This window comes from Psychrobacter sp. AT9 (assembly GCF_047272965.1).
GTDB lineage: Bacteria > Pseudomonadota > Gammaproteobacteria > Pseudomonadales > Moraxellaceae > Psychrobacter > Psychrobacter glaciei.
On the sequence record NZ_JBKOTW010000001.1, the window covers coordinates 396,329 to 419,524 of the forward strand.

Annotated in this window: 18 protein-coding genes; 9 read left to right on the top strand and 9 right to left on the bottom strand. The window is 43.7% G+C overall.

All coding sequences use genetic code 11. From position 1 onward, the window contains the following. Nucleotides 1–291: 291 nt before the first annotated feature. A complete protein-coding gene (locus ACMFL8_RS01685) occupies nucleotides 292–825 on the top strand; it encodes a hypothetical protein (RefSeq protein ID WP_413189920.1) in 534 nt (177 codons plus the stop codon). Between the two features lie 305 nt (nucleotides 826–1,130). Here ACMFL8_RS01685 and ACMFL8_RS01690 read toward each other — a convergent pair whose 3' ends face one another. From ACMFL8_RS01690 to ACMFL8_RS01710, 5 genes are all read right to left on the bottom strand, one after another. Further along, nucleotides 1,131–1,760, bottom strand: coding sequence for a YsnF/AvaK domain-containing protein (locus ACMFL8_RS01690; protein WP_413189921.1), 630 nt, complete (start codon nucleotides 1,758–1,760; stop codon nucleotides 1,131–1,133). Between the two features lie 417 nt (nucleotides 1,761–2,177). Further along, nucleotides 2,178–3,026: a DUF2382 domain-containing protein gene (locus ACMFL8_RS01695; protein WP_413189922.1), complete on the bottom strand. Its 849-nt coding sequence runs from the start codon at nucleotides 3,024–3,026 to the stop codon at nucleotides 2,178–2,180. A 427-nt stretch (nucleotides 3,027–3,453) separates the two neighbouring features. Then, entirely contained in the window at nucleotides 3,454–4,635 is a 1,182-nt protein-coding gene (locus ACMFL8_RS01700) for a thiolase family protein (protein WP_413189923.1), read from the bottom strand. A gap of 265 nt (nucleotides 4,636–4,900) precedes the next feature. Beyond that, nucleotides 4,901–6,259 carry a homoserine dehydrogenase gene (locus tag ACMFL8_RS01705; protein ID WP_413189924.1) on the bottom strand — a complete coding sequence of 453 codons (1,359 nt, stop codon included), beginning with the start codon at nucleotides 6,257–6,259 and terminating at the stop codon, nucleotides 4,901–4,903. Between the two features lie 265 nt (nucleotides 6,260–6,524). Further along, nucleotides 6,525–7,385, bottom strand: coding sequence for a DsbC family protein (locus tag ACMFL8_RS01710; protein ID WP_413189925.1), 861 nt, complete (start codon nucleotides 7,383–7,385; stop codon nucleotides 6,525–6,527). Between the two features lie 389 nt (nucleotides 7,386–7,774). Between ACMFL8_RS01710 and ACMFL8_RS01715 the strand changes: the two genes are divergently transcribed. After that, nucleotides 7,775–8,704 (top strand): DUF808 domain-containing protein, encoded by a 930-nt coding sequence (locus ACMFL8_RS01715; protein WP_201592642.1) that lies wholly within the window; start codon nucleotides 7,775–7,777, stop codon nucleotides 8,702–8,704. Nucleotides 8,705–8,872: 168 nt separating this feature from the next. On the opposite strand, the gene ACMFL8_RS01720 is transcribed toward ACMFL8_RS01715, so the two are convergent. Further along, nucleotides 8,873–13,192: an Rne/Rng family ribonuclease gene (locus ACMFL8_RS01720; protein ID WP_413189926.1), complete on the bottom strand. Its 4,320-nt coding sequence runs from the start codon at nucleotides 13,190–13,192 to the stop codon at nucleotides 8,873–8,875. A 1,257-nt stretch (nucleotides 13,193–14,449) separates the two neighbouring features. On the opposite strand from ACMFL8_RS01720, the gene ACMFL8_RS01725 reads away from it, so the two are divergent. Together ACMFL8_RS01725 and ACMFL8_RS01730 are read left to right on the top strand one after the other, a co-directional pair. Further along, nucleotides 14,450–15,460 carry an RluA family pseudouridine synthase gene (locus tag ACMFL8_RS01725; protein WP_201592646.1) on the top strand — a complete coding sequence of 337 codons (1,011 nt, stop codon included), beginning with the start codon at nucleotides 14,450–14,452 and terminating at the stop codon, nucleotides 15,458–15,460. Between the two features lie 147 nt (nucleotides 15,461–15,607). Beyond that, the gene (locus ACMFL8_RS01730; RefSeq protein ID WP_413189927.1) at nucleotides 15,608–16,276 is read left to right on the top strand and encodes an HAD-IA family hydrolase; all 669 of its coding nucleotides are present in this window, start codon (nucleotides 15,608–15,610) and stop codon (nucleotides 16,274–16,276) included. 108 nt (nucleotides 16,277–16,384) lie between these two features. Here the strand turns inward: ACMFL8_RS01730 and yihA are convergent, their stop codons facing one another. Continuing rightward, on the bottom strand, nucleotides 16,385–17,197 hold the full coding sequence (gene yihA, locus ACMFL8_RS01735; RefSeq protein WP_413189928.1) for a ribosome biogenesis GTP-binding protein YihA/YsxC: 813 nt from the start codon (nucleotides 17,195–17,197) through the stop codon (nucleotides 16,385–16,387). A gap of 388 nt (nucleotides 17,198–17,585) precedes the next feature. Between yihA and ACMFL8_RS01740 the strand changes: the two genes are divergently transcribed. From ACMFL8_RS01740 to ACMFL8_RS01755, 4 genes are all read left to right on the top strand, one after another. After that, entirely contained in the window at nucleotides 17,586–17,921 is a 336-nt protein-coding gene (locus tag ACMFL8_RS01740) for a c-type cytochrome (RefSeq protein WP_210541090.1), read from the top strand. A gap of 323 nt (nucleotides 17,922–18,244) precedes the next feature. After that, nucleotides 18,245–18,913, top strand: a complete 669-nt coding sequence (locus tag ACMFL8_RS01745) for a c-type cytochrome (RefSeq protein ID WP_010195758.1) — start codon at nucleotides 18,245–18,247, stop codon at nucleotides 18,911–18,913. Between the two features lie 237 nt (nucleotides 18,914–19,150). Continuing rightward, nucleotides 19,151–20,293, top strand: coding sequence for a hypothetical protein (locus ACMFL8_RS01750; protein WP_189582954.1), 1,143 nt, complete (start codon nucleotides 19,151–19,153; stop codon nucleotides 20,291–20,293). After that, entirely contained in the window at nucleotides 20,281–20,601 is a 321-nt protein-coding gene (locus ACMFL8_RS01755; RefSeq protein ID WP_227676144.1) for an RnfH family protein, read from the top strand. The genes ACMFL8_RS01750 and ACMFL8_RS01755 overlap by 13 nt, the downstream gene beginning before the upstream one ends. A gap of 101 nt (nucleotides 20,602–20,702) precedes the next feature. On the opposite strand, the gene ACMFL8_RS01760 is transcribed toward ACMFL8_RS01755, so the two are convergent. Next, nucleotides 20,703–21,122 carry an outer membrane protein assembly factor BamE gene (locus ACMFL8_RS01760; RefSeq protein WP_051000695.1) on the bottom strand — a complete coding sequence of 140 codons (420 nt, stop codon included), beginning with the start codon at nucleotides 21,120–21,122 and terminating at the stop codon, nucleotides 20,703–20,705. A gap of 325 nt (nucleotides 21,123–21,447) precedes the next feature. Here ACMFL8_RS01760 and fur point away from each other — a divergent pair, with 325 nt between their 5' ends. After that, a complete protein-coding gene (gene fur, locus ACMFL8_RS01765; protein ID WP_189582952.1) occupies nucleotides 21,448–21,882 on the top strand; it encodes a ferric iron uptake transcriptional regulator in 435 nt (144 codons plus the stop codon). Nucleotides 21,883–21,988: 106 nt separating this feature from the next. On the opposite strand, the gene ACMFL8_RS01770 is transcribed toward fur, so the two are convergent. After that, nucleotides 21,989–23,110, bottom strand: a complete 1,122-nt coding sequence (locus tag ACMFL8_RS01770; protein ID WP_189582949.1) for a PilT/PilU family type 4a pilus ATPase — start codon at nucleotides 23,108–23,110, stop codon at nucleotides 21,989–21,991. Nucleotides 23,111–23,196 lie beyond the last annotated feature (86 nt).

Genomic DNA, 23,196 nt, shown 5'->3' on the forward strand with positions numbered 1-23,196 from the left:
TTTAAGACCACTAAATGTATTCATGTGCTAATTGATGACATGCCCTAGTCATTAGTTGCCATAATCTCGTGTTTATAGACTGATAAATCAGTAAGAAAGCCCCTATCTAATTTAGATAGGGGCTTTCTTATATTCGTTAGAGCGTTTTTTTATGGCTAAACTATACTTTTATGGTCAGAGCATGCTCTTATGGAATTTCCAAACACCTTGTATTGATTACTTACAAATTCAGCATAGGCGTGAATTTATGGACACGCTATAGTGTTTAGCATATCTATTTGGGAGAGTATTATGAGTTTAGAACGATTAAAACAGTTGCGTACCTCTGTTGCGATGACAGCTTTATTGGCTGGCGCGTTAACCGTTGGTGCCTGTCAGCAAAAGCAAGAGCCTGAACAAAGCCTAGAAGACGATATAAGTGCGGAGCAATCTGTGCCTATGTCTGCTGAACCTGCCGAACCTAATGATGTGATCGTCGCTCCTACAGATGCGTCAGCCAGTCAGGTCGAGAACGATACGGTTGCCTCAGTGAATGGTGGTGTGACACAAATAAATTATTTGTGTGCCCCTGAACTACAAGTCGAAGCGACTTATAAAGATGCTGATAATCAAGTGGTCCTTGCTACCGCTCAAGGAACAGCAACCTTGATGAAAACCAATGATGCCAGCAATCCTGAAGTATTTGAGGCCGCGACTGGTATGGATGGGAAAGCAGGTTTTGTTCAGTGGCGTGTGGCACATGAAGCGCGCGAAACCGGTGTGATGCGAACAGCAGGTGCAGATGCCGCTAATGTGAGCACTTATGAATGTAAGAAAACATCATAATAATACCAAATCCAAAAAGCAAAATGAGGACACGCCCTAGCTTTGTCAAACTCGTCTAGTCTACAGTAAGTAGTACTTTCATTCGTTTTCCTTGCCATAGTCAGTCCTTTATAAATCAGATACTGTGTCAGGCTGACTTAATCTACTATTTGTAGTACTTTTTTCACTTGCCTTCCTTGTATCCAAATTATATTGAACCGACTATACTCTGATCTTTATGAATGCTATCAGTAAGCTATCAAGAAAAAAGCAACGTTGTCGTTGCTTTTTTTATATCTGATTTTTGAGTTATTCACAAAGGCCATCTATTTTTTATGAGTAGGTGTGCGCTCATGCTCCAAAAACCCTTCCTCTGTTACCTCTAGCTCTTCATGCTTGAGCTCGACTTCAATACGGTCAGTATGCGTATGCGTGCTTTTGTTGACGTCAACTTCTTGAATGACATAGGTATCTTTGGTGATGGTCGCCACTTGACGCGATAAGATTATTTCTACGGGCTCATCACCGATTTCAACCTGCTTATCATTGATAGTAATAACTGCTCTGCTATCAAGTGCTGGCTCAACATGGCGCAATATGTCTTTATCATCGTAGTTACCCGACAGTAAATCCTGACTTTCGGCATTATGATACTCAGTACGGACGGTAATATATTCTTCTATTAACTCAATCGGCACTTGAATCGTCTTGGTTCGAGAGTGCTTAGTGACAGTTACTTTGCCTACATCTAAGCGTTCTTTGTTGATGACAGGGCGTTCTTCTAATAATTCCAAACGTCCGCCATTTCCTCTTTGGTTCAAAGCAGTAAGTTCGTTTTCACCACTTTGTTTAGTCTCAACACCATGTTCAGCAATAGGCATATTTGTGTCAGTTGCTAGCGTTTTCTCAGTATTCACTGGTTGGTTTAAACGGTCATTATCATTATTCGCTATCATTTTAGTCTTCCTTGTTATTAGTAAATAGATTACAAAAATACATTGTTGAAAGTTTTTTATTATAAAACATCAATTTTACCAATGACGGTTAACGTCATCATATAGTCGATTCACTTTAAAAAATAGTGCTGGTGGGATAGGTTTATCGAAGTCTTTGGAATGCAAAGCACACAGCAAGCGAGAAAATTTTTACCAATTGAATGATTTATTAGTCGTATCTTTTTTATATTAAACTGACTATAGGACTTATTATAAAGTACACCAAGTTAGAAAAAATAGCATCTAGCATAAAAAAAGACCAGAGGCGAGCTCTGGCCTTTCTAAGCTAAGTTAAATACTCAGCTGCTAGTAACGGTCACTTGCTGCATGCTTGTTTGCTTATCTAATTTGCAATAACCAGCGACTGTCTTTAACGTATTACATACCGCGAGCGCGGCGCACATCTTCAGCGGTGATACCGTCGCGGTCAACAATATTGCCTTCACGATCAACCACGTTACCATCACGATCAATGTCTAACTCTTCACGTTGAATGGTGTCAACGATGGTTTCAGTATGACGTTCAGTCGTCTTACCGACGTTTACTTCTTCTGAAACATAGGTTTCTTTGCCGACGCGAGCGCGTTCTGCTGATAGCTCTACTTCGATACTTTCATTACCGTTCACGTCACCGATATGACGATCCGTAGGGCGGTCGACATTGGTACGTTCGATATTAGCGTGTTCTTCTTCTAACTCGACATCGACGTTGCGTTCTTCAGTAACGACATGCTTACCAACTTTTACCAGACCAGCGACGATACGGTCTTTATTAACGGTCAGACGCTCTTCTAGCAGCTCTAGCGTATTTGGCGCTTCGTAGTTATGCTCAGCAATTTCCATACGCTCTTCTGTTGGTACGCTGTCAGCAACGAATGATTGACGATCTTTTTCATATTGCTCTTTATAACTATACTGATAGTCGTGATCGTAGACGTCCATTGCTTCTACTTGCGCTTGCGTTAGGCTATCAAAGAATACGTCATCACCAACGATACGTGCTAAACCTGCTGGCACTAATACTTCTTTTGAGCTAAACCAACCACCCGCATCAACGATTAGATAACGAATGCGGCCAGTCGTATCTTCTACTAGAGCGCCTTCAATTTTACCGATTTTTTCTTCATTGATGCCATAAGCTACTTTGCCTGTTGGGTCATAGTAGTCATCACCAATAAGATCACGGTGGGTAGCTTGAATATCTTTTAAACGAATTAGTTGGCTCATTATTATCTTCCTTTTATATGAGTAAATGATTAACGGTTCTGTCATAAAGCTAAATTTTTTAAAACAATCATTATTTTTATGGAGCTTTTATTGTTTTACTAAAATCAAGCACTGTAGCTAGCGGTGTTAAATAGCTTCTACATCAACTTGTAATTATCATAACATCATGATTTTAGATGAGATACATGAGCAAGGTAGCAAAGTGTGCGCTTGAAGTAATCGCGTGTAATAGGCTGTAAAAGACAGGATAAATATATATTTTTGAGTTAAGGATTTCTTACTGTAAAGAACATTATTCATCTATTGAGAGGTTTTTATGCATAAAAAAACCGCATAGCAATTAGCAATGCGGTTTTTAAGTAAGACATACATACAAGATCAGATCGTGCGTTCTATTTAAAAAACGACGTTCCAGTACGGTTGATGCTTACGGCAATTCAATAGCAACCGCTACCGCTTCACCGCCACCGATACATAGCGTAGCAACGCCTTTTTTACCGCCAGTACGTTTTAGAGAGTTGATAAGCGTTATTAGGATGCGCGCACCTGAACAGCCAACTGGGTGACCAAGGGCACAAGCGCCACCTTCGACGTTTACTTTAGCATGATCGATGTTTAGCTCGTCCATAGCGGCCATCGTGACCATCGCAAAGGCTTCGTTGATTTCCCATAGGTCGACATCTGCCACTGACCAGCCAGCACCCGTCAATACTTTTTCGATTGCACCGATCGGCGCGATGGTGAATTCACTTGGATGACGCGAGTTCGAAGCAGTCGCCACGATACGAGCTTGATAACCAAGACCTTCAGCCTGCGCTTGTGACTCTTTCATGACTACGACAGCAGCAGCACCATCTGAGATTGAGCTGGCATTAGCGGCAGTGATCGTACCGTCTTTCGCAAATGCTGGACGCAAGGTCGGGATGCGATCAGCGTTTGCAAGTGCTGGTTGCTCATCAGTATCGACCGTTTGCTCGCCTTTGCGGGTTTCAAAGGTAACAGGCGTGATCTCGTCTGAGAAGTGACCATCTTTGATAGCTGTTAGGGCACGATTTAGAGATTCGATAGCAAACGCATCCATCTGCTCACGGGTATAGCCTTTTTCAATGGCCATTTCTTGAGCGAACATGCCCATTAGCTTACCAGTTTCGGCGTCTTCTAGACCGTCTAAGAACATGTGATCTTTGACTTCTTTGTGACCCATACGGTAGCCGCCACGTGACCCTGGCATGAGGTAAGGTGCGTTGGTCATTGATTCCATGCCGCCAGCAACTGCAACATTGAAGCTACCAGCTTTGATACCATCATGTGCTTGCATGACTGCTTTTAGACCTGAACCACAAAGCTTATTGATGGTGACAGCACCAGTCGCATTAGACAACCCTGCTTTACGCATTGCCTGACGGGCAGGGCCTTGACCCAGACCAGCCGTCAAGATACAGCCCATAATCACTTCATCAATATTATCCGGACTAACACCAGAGCGCTCAACAGCGGCTTTAATCGCTGTTGCACCTAAGTCGGTCGCACTCACGTCTTTTAGAGCGCCTTGGAATCCACCCATTGGGGTACGTGCGCCGTTTAAGATTACAATTGCATCATTTGACATTGTTATTCTTCCTTTCCATTTGTTTTGACAAAAATATTTTAATAAAATTACTGTGATTAATTAATAATATGAGTACTTCTAGATTTTATTCAAGGTTATAGCCCATGCTTAGCAATATCGTTATTGTTCTCTATATCAATACTTCTAAGGTGCTAATCACTTAAAGGCCTCAATGATTGAAGGCTCTAGCATTCAAAATGAGGACATATCCTAGTTATGAAAGCACCCATTATTGACCATTAATCATCGGTTCCAAACTTCTGACCTAAGCAAGCTCATCCAAACGAATACGAACGACTTTATCGGTAATCGTATCTAGCTTTTCGATTTTTTCGATGGCCAGATTCATTTGACTCTCAACCACTGGCAGCGTCAATATAATGACAGGTACTTGACCCAGTTTATGAGCAGGCTTTTGCAAAATCGCGTCAATGTTGATACCAGCATCGCTTAGGATGCGAGTAATATCTGCTAACACGCCCGGACTGTCATAAGCATGGACGCGTAAATAGTAGCCAGTAATCATCTGTTCAGCACGTAATATCGGCGTGTCTGACAGCTGTTCAGGAATAAACGCAAGATGCGGAACGTGGTGGCCGTGGTTGTTTTGATTGCTGTTGCCTTGATCGTCACAGTCAGTATTGCCTAGGACACGGACCAAATCCATGACGTCAGCCATCACCGCAGAAGCGGTTGCACCAGCGCCTGCACCATCACCGCAATACAGCGTCTGCCCAAGTGGATGCGAGTTGACCAGTACCGCATTCTTTACGCCATTAACGTTAGCAAGTAATGCGTCTTGTGGAATAAGTGTCGGGTGTACGCGCAATTCAACACCAGCAGCATCAGCATTGCCTTGGCCATCACGGCGTACGGCAAATCCTAAATGCTTGATACGGTAGCCAAGCTCTTCGGCATAGTTGACATCTTGCAGAGTAATACCAGTGATACCTTCACAGTAGACTTTGTCAAACTGTAGCGGAATACCAAAGGCGATCGAGGCGAGTAGGGCCAATTTGTGCGCCGCATCAATGCCCTCGACATCGAAAGTGGGATCTGCTTCTGCGTAACCCAGCTCTTGCGCTTCACTTAGTACGTCGGCAAACGGACGACCTTTATCACGCATTTCGGTCATGATAAAGTTACCAGTACCGTTGATGATACCTGCGAGCCAATCAATTTTATTGGCAGCAAGCGCCTCACGCATCACCTTAATAATCGGAATACCACCTGCCACCGCCGCTTCATAAGCGACGTGGACGTTGTTGGCTTCAGCGAAAGCGAAGATCTCATTGCCATGCTCAGCCAATAATGCTTTGTTTGCGGTCACGACATGCTTGCCATTTTTGATAGCATGCATGATGACGTCTTTGGCTAGGGTAGTGCCACCAATCACTTCGATAACGATATCGACATTGTCACTTGCCGCAATTGCCATCAAGTCACTGTTTTGCATGATATTTGAATCAATATCATCACGCTGACGACGCGTACCCACTTCGGTGATTATAATGTCGCGTCCGCTACGGCGTTTTAGCTCATCTAAATTGTCGTTGATTAGATTGATCACGCCTGTTCCGACGGTGCCCAGACCAAGTATCGCTAGTTTGATGGAATTACTCACAGTATCCTCAAGAGGTTAAATATAATGACGCGAGTATAACGCTGTGGCAATGTCAAATGAGCCTGCGGTACTAAACGTACAGTCTGTGCGCATTATCTGGTGCTGCCAGTTTAACTGCTTCATTATAGTTGAATAAAAAATGCTCAAATAAAAATGGGATTGCTAATATTGCATCGCGCTTTATCGTATCATACCGACAAGCGCTTGTGACGTCTACTCAATGTCGCTGGGGTCAACAATATCAAAGATATCATATGGCGATCGATTAAATAGCACCGACTGCTTGAGCCAATTCTGCGGCTGGTAGATAACCACCCACTTGCTCTCCTGCTTCAGTAAAGATAGCAGGTGTACCACGTACCCCAAGCCTTGATCCTAAAGCCATATGCGCTTGTACAGGATTGGCACAGCTAGGCGCTTGTACATTGGCGCCCATTTTTGCCTGATTCATGGCAGCTTTGCGATCCTGACTACACCAAATAGCTTCCATTTTTGGCACTGACTCTTGACCGCGTGGCCATGCTAGATAACGCACTTCGATACCGCGCGCATTGATATCATCCATCTCTGAGTGTAGTTTGCGACAGTAGCCACAGTCTGCATCGGTAAAGGCATAAACAACGGCTTTGGTCGTGCCTTTTGCTGGATAAATTACCATCTCTTTTTTATCGACGGCTTTTAGCGCTTCTTGCGCGGTACTAGCGACTAGTGCCGCACTGATATCAACTGGAGCCGCGTCACCCACAGCGATAATCTGACCTTGAATAATGTGTTTACCAGATTTATCAGTAAAGAAAGCAGGCAGTCCTTCAGCAGTCACCCAATAAATACCATCCATATCTGTCGGTACAGCTGAGACGATTTTTTCTTCAATCCCAGAAGCGTTTAAGTTGGCCTGAAGCGCTGTAACCACAGCGGCATCATTACCGGTAGCGGTTGGGGTATTGTTCGTTTTGGCTTGAGCACTGTTGACCACGCTGGCATTATTATTGGTGGCATCCGCGGTATTGTTTGAGCAGCCGGCTGCGACGATGACTAATAAGGCACCCATGATGACCCGAGACAAAGGGTTGCGTGAAAATTTATCAGCGGTTGGTATGGCTTTAGAAAAAGGAGAGAAGGACATAGGGTGTTTCCTTTAGGCAGTCACGCCTAATCAAGGGTTCATAATAAAAGGATTTTTTGTATTCTCTGACCCATCCATCATGACGAGTAAGTCGCATGATAAGAAGGGCAACGTTGACTGGTTTTATAGCATGTATTGATCATAAAGGATAAGTAATAATATAGGTTATATTAACATATTTTTTTTAATAATCTCTAAAGGCTGTTTTTTATGCCACTCGTAAATACAATGCATCGATAGCGGCTAAACCTTGCAAAATAAAATACATTTGTACTATTTAATATCGCCTCATGTCTAGGTAATCTATTGCTTATAATCACTTTTATGACAATATTAACGTCATTTTGCAACATTTACTAATTTAAGCGAATTCACGCTAAGGAACGCGTATGGCAGGTGCAAGTTTATTAACCCTACTCGATGATATCAGTGTAATACTCGATGACGTTTCGGTCATGACCAAAGTGGCCGCAAAAAAAACCGCTGGTGTGCTAGGTGATGACTTAGCCCTTAACGCTGAGCAAGTAACAGGTGTCAAAGCCAGTCGTGAGCTCCCCGTAGTTTGGGCAGTCGCCAAAGGCTCATTCATCAATAAGCTCATCCTAGTACCTGCGGCGTTATTAATCAGTACTATCTATCCCCCTTTGGTCACGTTTTTGCTCATGTGCGGTGGTCTATTCTTGGCTTATGAAGGTGCTGAAAAAGTCATCCATAAGTTTTGGCCGCATATTTTACCGCACGACGAGGAGCAAAATGCGCGTCGGCAAGCCAATGCAGATGAAACCGTCGATTTAGTCGCTTTTGAGAAAGGAAAAATCAAAGGTGCTATCCGGACGGATTTTATCCTGTCTGCTGAGATTATTGTCATTGCGTTAGGCTCAGCCGCAGGGGCAAGCTTGCTAGAAAAAAGCTTGGTACTCTCCATTATTGCGATAGCGATTACCGTTGGGGTGTATGGTTTGGTGGCTGGGATTGTCAGAATGGATGATGTTGGTCTGCATCTGATGAAGCAATCGGGCAACATTAAGCAGAAGGTGGGCGCATTTTTAGTATCGGCGGCACCTAAGCTGATGAAATTTTTATCTATCGCTGGGACGTTGGCTATGTTCTTGGTCGGTGGTGGTATTTTGGTACACGGTATCGACTTTTTACATCATGGCGTCGAAAACTTGGCGCATTTGACTGGAATGTTTGAAAGTGTGACAACGACGCTGTTGAATGGCCTAGTTGGCTTAGTAGTAGGGGTGGTCATGGTCGCCATTATTACAATCATTGGCAAAATACGCGGTAAGGATAAAGACGCATCTTCTGCGCATTAAAGGTGTTGCACTGAACATGATTGGCATATGGAGCCTGCCCACTATAAAATCACTACAGCGTCAACCTCGCTGATCATACTAATGTATAGCTTGCTCCAAGCAGTATCTAACATAAAAAAGCCCCAAAGTTGCTGACAACTTTGGGGCTTTTACATTGAAGCTCTACGATTAGCTTTCGCTGTCTGACTCATCAGACTCTAGCTTTTCAGCTTGCGTCGGCTTTTTATGGTCAGTCTTTGGCTTACGACTGCGTGCTTTTGGTACTTTGGGCGTGGTTAAATTAAACATGCCAGTTTGTGGCAGTAGTTGCTCTGCTACATTCTCAATCATGTTTTTATAACTGGCTATCGTCGTTTTTGACTTGGCCGCCTGAATTTCCTCTTTCGTTGATTGCTCTACTATAGGCTGCTCAGTTTGCTCAAGTTCAACCTCAGCACTTTTCACCTCAGCACCTTTCACCTCAACCTCTTCAACATCATTGCTTTTGGTGTCAGGACTTTCAACGCTTGTTTCCTTTAACGCTTGTTCTGCCTCTAGCAGTTGCTCGCTATCAGCGCTAACATCATCTGTTTGCGCTTGATTGGCTAAGGCTGTCGCTTCTACTTTGCGCGCGTCAACGTCATTACTGATTTGCTCAGACTCAGTGACTGGCTCGCTAGCAGAAACGGTTGGTTCCGCTGCTTGCTCATCAGGGATAGTGAGTACAGCTGGTTCCTGATAATCAGGATGTTGACCGCGTGGATCGTTGCTGGCACGTTTGCCAATAGTGCGTGGCTCAACGGCTGTTTTGCCTTGTGCCGCTGCAAACTGACTGACCGCTTGCGTCATTGCTTCAAAGCGGGCAAGGTAATCCGCTGCTAAAGGTTGATAGCCGTAGTTGCTAAAGTCAAAGCGACGAGTGGCAAAGTCGTTGTCGTCGCCTTTGTTCTCGCTTGAATCGCCTTCAACGTTAGTGCCATTGCCAGCCGTTTGAGCTTTCTGCGTATGCGCTTCAATAGCAGCAATAAAGCAGCTGATGACACCATCACTTTTTAAACGACTTTCTGCATCCGTTAATGCTTTACGAACAAAATCACCAACCGAACCACGAATGGTCGGTGCGCTTGCTACTGCTTGCTCAGTTGCTTGAGGCTGCTCAGCAGATTGCGCTTGCTGACTACGAACGACACGCGGGTCATTGCTCGCTTGTCCGAACTTCTTAGCTGTCACGTAGCGTTTGGCAAACAATGCGTCATGTGTCAGCTCAAGCGCTGAGTTACTAGGGCTGCTAGTCTCCGTCGCGGCCGTAGTCGCGTTGTCATCGTCAGTTTTTTGCGCGCTTGGTGCTGTTGCTACGCTAGCTGCCTCAGTAGTTACTGGCTTCTGACTATCAGTTTGACTGTCACTATTGCTTTTAGAAGCTGCTTGCTCATCTACCGACGCTGTTTTGTCATCGACTTTACGGTCGTCTGTAGGTGCAGCCTGTTGCGCCGGATCTGCCGCAGTGCTCACTTCTGCATCAGTGCTTTCGGCAGTATTTGCTTGTGTACTGCTTTTTTGCGTATCACTAACAGGCTCATTGTCCTGTTGAGTACTATCTCTTATATCAGAGCTTTTTTCTGCAGTGATTTTTTCTTCAGAGCTTTTTACCTGAGTACTTTTTTGACTAGTACCGTGCTTGTCAGTACTTTCCACTGCACCGTTTTGCTGGTTAGTACTCTCTTTAGCAGCGTTCTGCTGAGTTGCACTGTCTTCTCTACGTTCTTTTGTAGCTTCATCTTTCGTAGTGTCACGCGCCGAGCTTGGTTTTTCAGCAGATTGATGAGTGACCTGTGTAGGCTTACTATCATCCAGAGATAAGTGAACCACTTCTGGTTTCTTAAGCTCATTGGTTGCTTCATTGACCTGTAGCACCACTTCGTTAGGATCTTGATTACGGCGTGTGCTCGCTTGATTTTTGTTAGCACTGGTAGTCGTTTTTTGAGTATTTTGTTTAGCATTATCAGCTGTTAACGTCTCGCCGCGCTCAAGCTTGCCGCGTGAACTACGCTGAGTGTTTGACTTACGCTTAGTGCGGGTTTGCTCATCTGCCGTGTTGCTGTCTTTTTGCTCAGCATCGTCGCGGTTGCTATCGCTATGCCCGTTGTTATTACTATTACGGCTGTTATCTTGACGATTATTACGGTTGCGATCACTCGTGCGTCTATTATCCTGCTGACGTTTGTCTTGGGTGTCAGCTGATTTGTCATCAGTGCTACTGGCAGCGCTGCTATCGGCACTACTGCTGGCTACATTATCATTGCTTGTGTCATCACGCGGCTCTTTTCTTTGATGCGGCTTAGAAGATCTCGATTTGCGTGGCTTACGTCTTCTTCTATCCTCAGCACTGTTGTCGTCAGTATCACTGTCAGTGTTGCGACGTGCTTGTTGACGGTTAGCATTATTATTCGGCGCTTGATTGTCACTTTTTTGACTACTGTCTTGTTGAGTCGTTTGCGATGGATTCTGAGCATTGCCGGTCAGCGCACTGCTATCCACTTGTCCAAAAGAGCCTAAGCTTTGCGCACCATTATTCACCAGCGCTTCGATGGCTTCAGCCGCATCACGACTACTGATACTATTGGTTGTTTGTGCCTGCGGGGCTTGCGCAAATAAATTGGACAACCAAGCAACAGCTTGTGGTTGGGCAGTCGTTGCAACACTAGGAGACGGAGTCGTTATGGCAGCGGCAGGTGCTGCAACAGCGACGTTCGCCGCTTTATTATCTTGTGGCGCATGCGTCGATGAAGCGTTATTAGTGCTCGTATTATTACGACGGTCATTGCTATGATTGACGGTGCTGCTCTGCTGCTCAGCAGTATTCTGTGGTGCAGTAGTTACAGGGCTAGTTGCTTGGTTCGTAGCGCTGCTATCTCTTGTTTGACGAGGCTGGCGGGTAGGCTGCTGTTCGGGACGTTCCTTTTCAGCCGTTTGCCAATCAACATTATAGCCAAGATCACTGTGTTCTTGGGCAGTATCAGTGATACGCTCGTAGCTTGAAGGGGCAAAACCGTCACGGTTGAAGTGCAGTTTAAAGTTTGGCGATTCTAAATGTGCGTGTGGCAAGATGGTGATACGCGTACCACTGTCTTGCTCAAGATACACTAAGGCATCACGTTTTTCATTCAATAAAAATGCTGCGATATCTGTCGGTACTTCGGCTTGCACTTCACCTTGACGCTCTTTTAGCGCAATTTGTTCAATCTGACGCATAATCGATAGTGACAACGAGCGCAAGTCACGAATCATGCCATTGCCATGACAGCGTGGGCAGATATAACCGGTCGACTCTTCTAATGACGGACGCAGACGCTGACGGCTCATTTCCATCAAACCAAACTTAGAAATATCGCCAAATTGAACGCGGGCACGGTCATATTTGGTGGCATCAACCAGACGTTTTTCAACTTCTTTTTGGTGCTTATTGTCGTTCATGTCGATGAAGTCAATGACAATCAAGCCGCCCATATCACGCAAGCGCAGTTGACGGGCAATCTCGTCTGCTGCTTCTAAATTGGTATGGTAAGCAGTCTCGGCGACATCTGAGCCTTTAGTAGATTTGGCAGAGTTGATATCGATAGAGACCAATGCTTCAGTTTGGTCAATGACGATCGAACCACCTGATGGCAGACGCACTTCGCGCTGATAAGCCGTTTCGATTTGTTTTTCGATATTAAAGCGCGAAAACATCGGCTCGTAATCGGTGTATTTACGCAGTTTTTCTGCTTGTTTTGGCATGACCGCATCGATAAAACCTGCCGCTTCAATATAAGCATTTTCGTTATCGATCCAAATCTCAGCAATATCATCACGCAGATAATCACGCACGGCGCGTGTAACGACGCCTGCTTCTTGATGTACCAAGCGCGGTGATGGATATTTTTGGTTTTGTTCTTGGATGGCTTGCCAGATATTGAGCAGATGGTTTAAATCATGTTGTAAGTCTTCTTGGGTTTTGCCGATACCAGCAGTACGAATGATGACGCTCATACCTTTTGGCAAATCCAAACTGCCCAGCATACGCTTCATATCTTCGCGTAATTTACCAGAGATTTGACGAGAGATACCGCCACCACGAGGGTTGTTTGGCATTAATACCAGATAACGTCCAGCCAATGATACGTAAGTCGATAAGGCAGCGCCTTTATTGCCGCGTTCCTCTTTCTCGACTTGGACGATTAGCTCATCGCCTTCTTTGATCAATTTTTTGATGTTTTCGTCACGAGGATTGCCGCTTAGATATTCAGCAGAAATTTCACGAATCGGCAAAAACCCTTGGCGCTGTGAGCCATATTCGACAAACACGGCTTCAAGCGATGGCTCGACACGGGTTACGTGGCCTTTATAAATGTTAGATTTTTTTTGTTCGCGGGTACGGTTTTCTAAATCGAAATCGTAAAGATGGTTGCCTTTACATAAGGCGACACGAATTTCTTCGTTTTGAGTGGCGTTGATCAGAATACGTTTCATACTATTATCCTATGAGTACACAGGACAACGACAAGAAGGGTTATTATATTGAAAAACTCTGAATGATAAACTTTTACGTTAAATGACTTTTATAGCAAGCCACATTCACGATGTATTCAGACTGCCAATTGGACAGCGATCAATATAAAAATAACCAAAGCAAGAAGGTAGTAGTATCAAGTGACGCTAATATTGATATCAGCTAAAAATACCAGATGTGAGAGGAGCGTCGTGCTCAGATAAAGTTGGATAAATAAAAAGGAGCATTAAGAGGCGCTCATAAAAAACTTACCTGTTAACTCACAATGAATTGACTACGTTTGAGCGTACCAGACAGATGGTTCTAAGTAGCTACTAATACAGGGTGTAAGGCTGTAAGGTTATCTACTGTTAATATTTTAGTGGCTCGCAATGATTGCCGCTAAAGTATTAACACCGAATGCCAATCGTTTTGTATCGATTTAGAGGCTTGGCTATTAACATCCTTGCCACCATAAATTTTACCAAGATGATTAACATGTAAAGTGGTGAAGGGCATTTAATATACTTTGTAAGAGTCTATCGAAGCGCTTGCCACATGGTTACAATTTATTCGCTGTACTGTTTATACTTCAAACCGTTAAATTCAGCGAACCTCTCAATATTAGCTCAAATCAATTCAATTGTTTTATCTATTATTTTAACTTATAACATCTATATATTTTGGTATCTGATTTTAAGAGTGCCACTGCGCTGTTGCTCAGCGGGGCGTACTTGGCAAACAGAATAGGTAACCGGCTCATTAGCTCGGTTGGGTATATCTCTTTTATAATGCATCTATTTTATCTGTTTGACCGCCAATATTCAGGCAGCTCTAAACTCTTAATATCGGACTACCGTCACTTGCTCAACTGCGCTTGCCTAATATGATTAAAAATCAAGTCGTGGTCGTGCGTTAAATGAGTAGTTGTGTACTGCTATCGCTCGATAAACGAACTTGTTTGTCACTATTATCGAAGCAATTATGTTTGGTATAAATACCGCTTATTGGACGCTACGCCGTGTATTACTTGGCATTTAGTCCTAAAAATTAGATGATGCGTGCAAAATTAGCTTGAGGAACAAGGCATGCCTCGTTACTAGCAAGTAGTAAAGATGACGACCGGTCGTTTGAGACAATAAGGATTATTGCCGCAACCTCTGCTTAATTGGCGCTCAACATGTTAAACTATAACAAATCTTTGTGTAAATACCTAACTAAAAATGACAAACTCCAAAATGACTGACGACGCAACTACCCATGAAGCTCCTGCTATTTTTAATAGCAAAACCCGTCCGCAAAGCGCCGACGATGAGATTAGTAACTTTGGAAAGGTTAACTACCTTGAAGTCACTCGCCATCAGCACGACCAGCGCTTGGATAACTTTTTGCTGAACCGCCTAAAAGGTTTGCCAAAACCGCATATCTATAAAATGATTCGCTCAGATGAGATTCGAGTCAATAACAAGCGTTGTAAAGCCCACGATAGATTACAGCGTGAAGACGTGGTACGTATCGCGCCAGTGGTACTCGCCACCCGCGAAAAGCCCATCATCAGCACCGAGTTTGCTAAAAGCCTATTAGCACGTGTGGTCTACGAAGATGATGGCCTGCTGGTGCTTAATAAGCCTTCTGGCATTGCAGTACATGGTGGCAGTGGTCTTGATTTTGGCGTCATCGAAGCCATGCGTGAAGTGACTGGTAAAAAGTATCTAGAGTTGATCCATCGTATCGACAAAGATACCTCAGGTCTGCTGATGATTTCTAAGAAACGCTCAGCGCTAAAGACATTGCAGCAGCATTTGGTCGATAAGACTATTCAAAAACATTATCTATGTATTGCCAAAGGACAACCCGCCCTGAATGAGCAACGTATCGATGCGCCATTGCTTCGCTACACACTTGATAGCGGTGAGCGCCGCGTTAAAGTAGAGGCTCAGGACGCACAATCTAAAGAAAGCCAGACAGATATTATTGTCCATGAACGTTTTATGATTGCCGGTCAACCAGTCAGCTTGATAGAAGCTAAGCCACTGACGGGTCGTACCCATCAAATTCGTGTGCATTTGGCTCATATTGGTCATGCTATCCTAGGGGACAGTAAGTATAACGTCCATGATAAGTCTGGCGTGCATCGTCTGTGCTTGCATGCATGGCGCTTAGACATTCCTGGTTATAAAACTATCACGGCACCATTGCCCGATGAGATGGTTGACTGGCTGCCAGAGCAAACCAAATTGCCTGAATAAGCTTGAATCTCTCGTGTTTCAGGTTACATTTTAGCTGGTATTAAGTATCGATCCTAAACGTCATGCTCACTTATTTATTTCTACCAATAAGTCGGCGTGACGTTTTAGCATCTGTAATAAATGCGCACCATTTAATAAGGCAAACTCATGAATAAACAGTCTGATCATCGCTTAGCCGACAAGACGCTAGTTATTTTTGATTGGGATGGTACGTTGATGGATTCAATCGGTCTGATTGTTGAGTCCATGCATGTGGCAGGAGAGGCACATGGCTTTCAAACCACCGATCAAGCCGTCAAAGACATCATTGGTCTTAGCCTGATGAATGGTATTGAGATTTTGTATCCGCAGGCCAGTGACGCGCAAAAGCTTGCCATTCAACAAAGCTACGCTGACTATTATATTCCAAACAGCCACCGCACACCGTTCTTTGCCCCTACAGAAACCATGCTAAAGACTTTACAACAGCAGGGTCGTAAGCTTGCTGTTGCAACCGGCAAAAAGCGGCGTGGACTGGATCGCGTACTGGATGCTTCGGCAAGTCATGATTATTTTGATATTACCCGCTGTGCCGATGAGTCAGGTTCAAAGCCTGATCCGCAGATGCTGACGGATATCTTGAATCATACGCAGCAGCCAGTATCTGACGCCGTATTTATCGGTGATAGTATTTATGATATTCAAATGGCAAATAAACTTGGCATGACTAGTATTGCTGTTAACTACGGGACAGCGTCCAGCGCTGAGTTGGCTGCCCAGCTACCTACTTATCAAGTTGACACACCGCAAGCGTTAGCTGAGCTGTTGTGTGGCTAGACTCAGAGCAGACAGATAAATGACAATAAAAAAGGGTTTATCACTATTAGCGATAAACCCTTTTTTTTATCAATTTTTATAAAATGCTACTAACTAATGGCTTGCTATCTACCTATCAGTTGGCGATTCATCATTAGGTTGTTCATTAGCAGGCTGACCACTATCAGACTGTTCGTTATCTTCGAGCAATTCTTCTTCTTCTTCTTCTTCGAGCGGGTCATCATCAAGCAGATTAAAAGAGGATTCAATGATTTTGTTGTCATTAAGCTGGTAATCGTACCAATTCCCCATCACACCAGCCAATTCATCGAGGCCTTCTTTCCTCAAGGCTGAAAATAACTGAATGGTACATTTAAGACCTAACTCTTTCAGTCTTTTACGGGTATTGAGTAAGGCGTTTTTAGAAGCACCATACTTCAATTTATCTGCTTTAGTCAGCAAAATATGGACGGGTAGCTCACCTTCTTTGGCCCAAAATAGCATTTGCTCATCAAAGAATTTGAGCGGATGACGAATATCTGTCATCAGCACTAAGCCTGCTAGGCTTGAGCGCGATACCAAATATTCTTCCAACTCGACCTGCCATTCTTTTTTCATTTCCAGCGGCACGGCAGCATAACCATAGCCTGGCAAATCAACCAGACGTCTGTGCTTGTCGCCAATACTAAAAAAGTTAATCATCTGCGTACGACCAGGGGTCTTGGACGAGCGCGCCAACTGCCGCTGATTGGTCAATGCATTAATGGCCGAGGACTTACCCGCGTTTGAGCGTCCTGCAAAAGCAACCTCTAACCCGACATCAGGCGGACAAAGGCGAAAAGTAGGCGCTGACGTCATAAACTCAGTTTGCTGAATTCGTTGGCGCGATTTGGTATTAAACACCGCATGTTCGGCGGCGACATCTGTAAACGGGGTACTCATAAATGGCTCATTAATCTGCAAAAAATTGGATACGGTAGTGAGAATTGGTGGTTGGCTAATCATCAAAGCGACGCATTAAATAGATAGAATACGAGTGGCTCTTGCTGACAACAATCGCTGTTTTAAACCAGTGACTATTCTATACTATTAACCGTCTTACTTATTGAAATTACGGTGATTAGTCTTATATAAATGACAGCATACCATTAAAGTGTAGTAGCGCTTAGCGAAAGTTTTCCTCGCATAAAAAAGCGTTACTAAAGTCAAACTCGATTCATGTATACTAAATTGACATATATTGTTACAATGTTTAATGAAAAACGTTTATTATAGTATTTAATTAAGTTGGTATCTAATTAAGCGTACGAAAAAATTAAGGAGGTGCCCTATGTCTGCAATCACCACACTTTTTACCAAAACTGGCCGTCTACTAATTGGCAGTGGTGCAGCGCTTGTCCTAACGACAGCCATGACAACCAGCGCCAGTGCTGCTGATATTGCCACCACCTATGACAATTCATGTGCAGCTTGTCACGATAGTGGCGCGTTGAATGCTATCAAAAAAGGCGACAGTGCTAAGTGGCAGCAGCTAATACAACAAAAAGGCATGCCAGCCCTGATTAACTCAGTCAAAAGTGGTATGACACAGATGCCAGCTGGCGGACTTTGTGATAACTGTAGCAATGATGATTACCGTAAACTGATTGACTACATGAGTAAATAACAGCTGCTGGATCAAAATTTTAGATAAAAGAAATAAAGCGCTTGAAGCACTCACTTCATGCGCTTTTTGTTTTTCAAGCAGCATCCTATAGTAGCGCTAATAGAAAAACCAGCGGTTACTACGATTAAGTAGGCAAATACTATAAAGTCTTGCTATAATAATCCAAAATAAACCCTGATGTTAGTAAGTACTTTCAGACTGTTTGTGACCAACCCATAAAATATATGCTGACTTCGCTATATAGTAGCGCGACGTATATCAATGTGCTTGTCGATGCAATCACTCTAAATAATACTTACGCCGAGTTAGTAGGATTTGTATCAATGAAAAAGTTAATCGCTGCTGCCAGCTTATGCGTTGCAAGTTTCAGCGTACAAGCTGCTATTGTTGTTCCCGAATATGACGTTAACGCTGGTAAGCAAATTGCAGAAACAGTCTGTGCTGCTTGTCATGGTGTTGACGGTGTCAGTGTGGTTCCTGCTCAGCCTAATTTGGGCGGCCAAAATGTTAAGTATCTCTATAAACAGTTGGTCAACTTTAAAGCCGGTTACCGTAAGAACGGTATTATGCAGTCGCAAGTGGCGAACTTATCACAGCAAGATTTGGCCAATGTGGCAGGCTATTATGCTAGCCAAGCGCCTTGGGGAGTTGGCTTCGGTAATCCGGCAACCAACCAAGAAGCGACCAAGCTGTTTTTAGGTGGTGACAAATCTCGTGGCATTATTGGCTGTGCAGGTTGTCATGGTCCAGATGCGGCTGGTAATACATGGGCAGCGTTTCCACGTTTAGGTGGACAACACTCTCAATATATCGCCACTCAGCTAAAACTGTTCCGTGCAGCTGGACGTGAAGATGACATCGATAGCGATGATCAAAAACGTGCCAATGATGCGGCAAAAGAAGGCGAAAAAGGTATGATGCAGACGGTAGCCTCTAAGCTATCAGATCGCGATATCCGTATTTTGGCAGATTATGTGAGTGCTGTTCACTAAGTGCAAGCATTTTCAGCGTTTGCTTTATAGCACACTGCCATTAAGCCGCTGATTACGTGTCAGTCATTATTTAGTTATTAAACCCCGATTTCGGGGTTTTTTTATAACTGCCAGTCCCTTATATTGTACATACCTTTATATTATATAGACGATTATAAGCCTACCTACAGATGCTTTTGCTTGGTCTGTATAATTATTAATTATCGTTATTCACTTTAGATCGTTTGGATTTAGATTATGATGACCCGCTATGCTTCTTATTTTATCGCAGCGCTGTTACCACTATTATTGTTTCGCTGGTTTGCACCTGCAGCCATTGGTGAAATCGACTTTTGGTTGCTTTGGCTCTTGGCGATGGTCCTAGTATCACTGCCCGTGGTATATGCCGAGATTGCGCTCGCCTATCGTAGTGTCGATGCGCCGTTCGCAGGTATGCAGAAACTCACTCGTGAGGCTGATGCCAGTCCATTATGGCGCAGCTTTGGTTGGTTGGCAGCGCTGGTTTCGATTGTTATTGCTGCGCTAGTTATATCAGGTGCTAGCACTGGTATTGTATCGGCACTTACTGACCTTAATAGTGCACCTGACGTCCCCAGCTTTGCGATCGCTGCGGGATTGATGGTCATTGCTATCTTATTGAGCTTACTCGGTGTTACGCCTTTACCGATTGGTTTAGGTTTAATGCTAGTAGGTTTGGTGCTAGGCGTGGCAAATGGTTTGCCAAATATTAATTTTGCGATGACTGGTATCAGCTTAGGTGAATGGGCGCGCGCGGTTGCTTTAGCGTTGGTCAGTGTGGGGGCAGGTACAGGGCTATATTGGTTCGGTCAACACTTATCAACCAAGCAAGTCGTCACAGCGGTAGATGTGAATAATATCAATGCACAAAAACCAGCACGCACTCGTGCCAATCAAGAATATCGTGCGAGCAAATTGGTATTGCCCATCTGGATAGTGCAATTGTTGGTTGGGATTGTGGCATTATTTATCAGTGGTATGGCATTACCACCGATCGGACAGCTGGTATATTGGCTAGGGGTGTTGTTTGTGGCCAGCTATTTGCTACATTATAGCGTACAGCAGTTAGCGCATAAGTTTGGGCTGTTGGTCAGCTTAGTGGTCACTTTTTCGGTAGCACTGGTACTAGTCATCGCCATACCCACTATATGGCTGGTAGGTCTATTGGTTATTATCAGTAGTATCGCGGTATTGTTGTTGTCCATCTTCGCCGGTTGGCAGATGAAGATCAGTCATTTGCGCAAGTCTCTAAACTTTGGCAATGAAGCGTTCTATAATCTATGGCGGATAGCGATACGTTTGGTTGTACCAGTGGCGCTATTATTGGCGTTGATAGGTTGGGTGATACAGTGGGTAAGCTAATGACGGTCTATCTGGCGTATGCTGAAGAGGCGCAGCGTCAGCATTATTTGACGTTATCAGTCGCTGAAGGGACTACTTTGTACGAGGCACTCGCGCAAGCAGGCTGGTTGATGAAATTTCCAGCATTAGCAAGGTGGTGTGAGGAAGTGGAACAAGTGCCAACGCCAGCAGCTAAGCGTTGGCATGTAGGGATATATGCCCAAAAGCAGCCGCTCAGTTATCCATTGCAGCCGTTCGACCGAATAGAAGTCTATCGCAGCTTAAGCGCTGATCCTATGTCTCAGCGCAAAACTAAGTCTCGAAGTTAACGGTTTAGCCGGACTGTTATTTAGCTTAAGCATTATTAAGTCTGCTATTTTGAAACGAAGACACACCCTAACAATCATTAAGCATAAACTTATAATCAGATTTATTGAGCAGGAAGGGTTTCAATGCCTTCGATGCGACTGACTAAGCCGTTGTCATCAAAGTAAATAACCAAATGCTGGCTGGCATTTTTGACATCAGCGATGCCTTTACGGCTGCCTTCTGTGCCTGCTTTGTAATCATAAATATAGTCCCAACGTTTAGGCTCCAGCGTGTCTTTAATCGCTGGGCTACCCAAAATATAGAGGACTTGGTTTTGATTCATGCCCACTTGCAATTTTTGAGCTTGCACTTGGGTAATGGCTGTCCCTTGAGGCAAATCAATTTTATAAACACTCAGTAATGAGCAGCCAGACATCACAACCGAGGCACTAAGCATACCGGTCATGACAATCTTGCGTAATGTACTTGCACGGCTTAACGGACGAAAATTTAATGTCTTTATCATGGTAAGATGACTCATAAAAAATGGATTAGGTACGGTCAAGGGGTGTTGGTGCTGGTCTTGCCGACAATCTTGGACAAATGATACGTCATTTACTTGCAATTGCCTACCACTTACGACATTATTTACCAAACACTACCTAAGGCATTGGATTATTTATATTTTAAATTCATAGACTTGCGGTGAGATCTATATACCTTAACCACGCTAAAAATTTATGCAAGACAAGCTGGGCTACTGAGATTTGGATCTTTAGTATTTAATTAATAATAATCACTGGCGATTATTTACCTCATATTTTTTAGTTTTTATTTGCTAAGACTTAACAGTCAGAAGGGATATTATGGCTTCTTTTACCAATCAAGATTTACGTAAAGCAGGATTAAAGGTAACGTTACCGCGTATCAAAATTTTAGAGTTGCTTGAGTGCGCAGAGCTTCATCATATGAGTGCAGAAGAGGTGTACAAAGCACTGATTGAACAAGGTGAAGATGTGGGACTGGCGACCGTCTACCGAGTACTGACGCAGTTTGAACAAGCAGGTATTGTTGAGCGCCATAACTTTGAGAACAATCTATCTGTGTTTGAGATCACTCAGGCAGAGCATCATGATCATTTGGTTTGTGATGTTTGCGGCAAGATTATCGAATTCCATAACGAGATTATCGAAGAACAACAACTCAAGGTAGCCGCCGAGCATGGCTTTAAGCTATCGGGTCATTCTCTGGTGTTGTACGGCATTTGTAACAATCAAGAATGTCGCGACAGCGCAAAATAATAGCCTTAAGAGTATTTATTTTTGCAGACAGCAGCGGTATCACAATAAAAACAGCCCTCAATCATGAGGGCTGTTTTTATTGTGTGACTTGCTTACTTGCTACAGATTAGCTGACATCCAACGATAAGCTATCAGCACCTTCGTCTAAATTAGCCGTACCATTTTTACTGCTCAGTTTAATTTTGAGACGTAAGTCATTAGGAGAGTCAGCGTGGAGAATGGCTTCTTTATAAGTGATTTCGCCTTGTTCATATAAATCAAAGAGCGCTTGGTCAAAGGTTTGCATGCCACTATCACGGGAGCGCGTCATGACATCTTTGATTTCGTGGACTTCGCCTTTACGGATATAGTCACTGATCAGCTGTGAGTTTAGCAAAATCTCAATGGCTGCCCGCCGACCTTTACCGTCTGGGGTTGGAATCAATTGCTGGGCGATAATGGCCTGTAAGTTAAGCGACAAATCCATAAATAACTGATTGTGGCGACTGGTTTCAAAAAAGTGAATAATACGGTCAATTGCTTGGTTGGCATTGTTGGCGTGCAAGGTGGCGAATACCAAATGACCAGTCTCTGCATATTGGATCGCATAACTCATGACCTCGCGGTTACGAATTTCACCAATCAAAATAACATCTGGTGCTTGGCGCAAGGTGTTTTTTAGACCCGCCTCAAAAGAGTGGGTGTCTATACCAACTTCACGCTGAGTAATGATACAACCACGGTGTTTATGAACAAATTCAATCGGGTCTTCGATAGTAATAATATGACCATGAGAGTTTTGATTGCGATGACCGATCATGGAAGCCAGAGTGGTTGATTTACCGGTGCCAGTTGCGCCAACCAATAAAATAATACCGCGTTTTTTCATGGCCAGCTCCTTCAATGCTGGCGGCAATCGTAGTTCTTCAACGGTTGGAATTTTATTCTCAATTTTCCGTAAAATCATGCCCGCCATATCGCGCTGTACAAAGGCACTGACTCGAAAGCGTGCTTGCTGTGCTTCATCAGTAATGGCGAATTGACATTCATTTGTCTCTTTAAACTCTTTTTGTTGACTTGGCGTCATTACCCCTTTGACCAATAGCATGGTTTGCTCAGCGCTCAGGGGCGTCTTACCAACGGGTAGAATTTTCCCATTTATTTTCATGGAAGGCGCTACATCAGCGGTAATAAAAAGGTCGGAGCCGTTTTTATTGATCATTAACTGTAACAGTTTATCAATATCCATATCTTACCTACATTCGATGTAAATCGATTAAAAATTGTCTAAAGTCCATTTTTAAAGATCAATAATCATGACTATTAAAAATAAAT

What these genes read in the sequence shown, in the direction of transcription:
- ACMFL8_RS01760 (WP_051000695.1), bottom strand. Translation starts at nt 21,122, where the DNA reads ATGAGTCATCTTACCATGATAAAGACATTAAATTTTCGTCCGTTAAGC.
- ACMFL8_RS01770 (WP_189582949.1), bottom strand. Translation starts at nt 23,110, where the DNA reads ATGGATATTGATAAACTGTTACAGTTAATGATCAATAAAAACGGCTCC.
- ACMFL8_RS01740 (WP_210541090.1), top strand. Translation starts at nt 17,586, where the DNA reads ATGTCTGCAATCACCACACTTTTTACCAAAACTGGCCGTCTACTAATT.
- ACMFL8_RS01685 (WP_413189920.1), top strand. Translation starts at nt 292, where the DNA reads ATGAGTTTAGAACGATTAAAACAGTTGCGTACCTCTGTTGCGATGACA.
- ACMFL8_RS01750 (WP_189582954.1), top strand. Translation starts at nt 19,151, where the DNA reads ATGATGACCCGCTATGCTTCTTATTTTATCGCAGCGCTGTTACCACTA.
- ACMFL8_RS01730 (WP_413189927.1), top strand. Translation starts at nt 15,608, where the DNA reads ATGAATAAACAGTCTGATCATCGCTTAGCCGACAAGACGCTAGTTATT.
- ACMFL8_RS01690 (WP_413189921.1), bottom strand. Translation starts at nt 1,760, where the DNA reads ATGATAGCGAATAATGATAATGACCGTTTAAACCAACCAGTGAATACT.
- ACMFL8_RS01710 (WP_413189925.1), bottom strand. Translation starts at nt 7,385, where the DNA reads ATGTCCTTCTCTCCTTTTTCTAAAGCCATACCAACCGCTGATAAATTT.
- yihA (WP_413189928.1), bottom strand. Translation starts at nt 17,197, where the DNA reads ATGAGTACCCCGTTTACAGATGTCGCCGCCGAACATGCGGTGTTTAAT.
- ACMFL8_RS01725 (WP_201592646.1), top strand. Translation starts at nt 14,450, where the DNA reads ATGACTGACGACGCAACTACCCATGAAGCTCCTGCTATTTTTAATAGC.
- ACMFL8_RS01695 (WP_413189922.1), bottom strand. Translation starts at nt 3,026, where the DNA reads ATGAGCCAACTAATTCGTTTAAAAGATATTCAAGCTACCCACCGTGAT.
- ACMFL8_RS01700 (WP_413189923.1), bottom strand. Translation starts at nt 4,635, where the DNA reads ATGTCAAATGATGCAATTGTAATCTTAAACGGCGCACGTACCCCAATG.
- ACMFL8_RS01715 (WP_201592642.1), top strand. Translation starts at nt 7,775, where the DNA reads ATGGCAGGTGCAAGTTTATTAACCCTACTCGATGATATCAGTGTAATA.
- ACMFL8_RS01720 (WP_413189926.1), bottom strand. Translation starts at nt 13,192, where the DNA reads ATGAAACGTATTCTGATCAACGCCACTCAAAACGAAGAAATTCGTGTC.
- fur (WP_189582952.1), top strand. Translation starts at nt 21,448, where the DNA reads ATGGCTTCTTTTACCAATCAAGATTTACGTAAAGCAGGATTAAAGGTA.
- ACMFL8_RS01745 (WP_010195758.1), top strand. Translation starts at nt 18,245, where the DNA reads ATGAAAAAGTTAATCGCTGCTGCCAGCTTATGCGTTGCAAGTTTCAGC.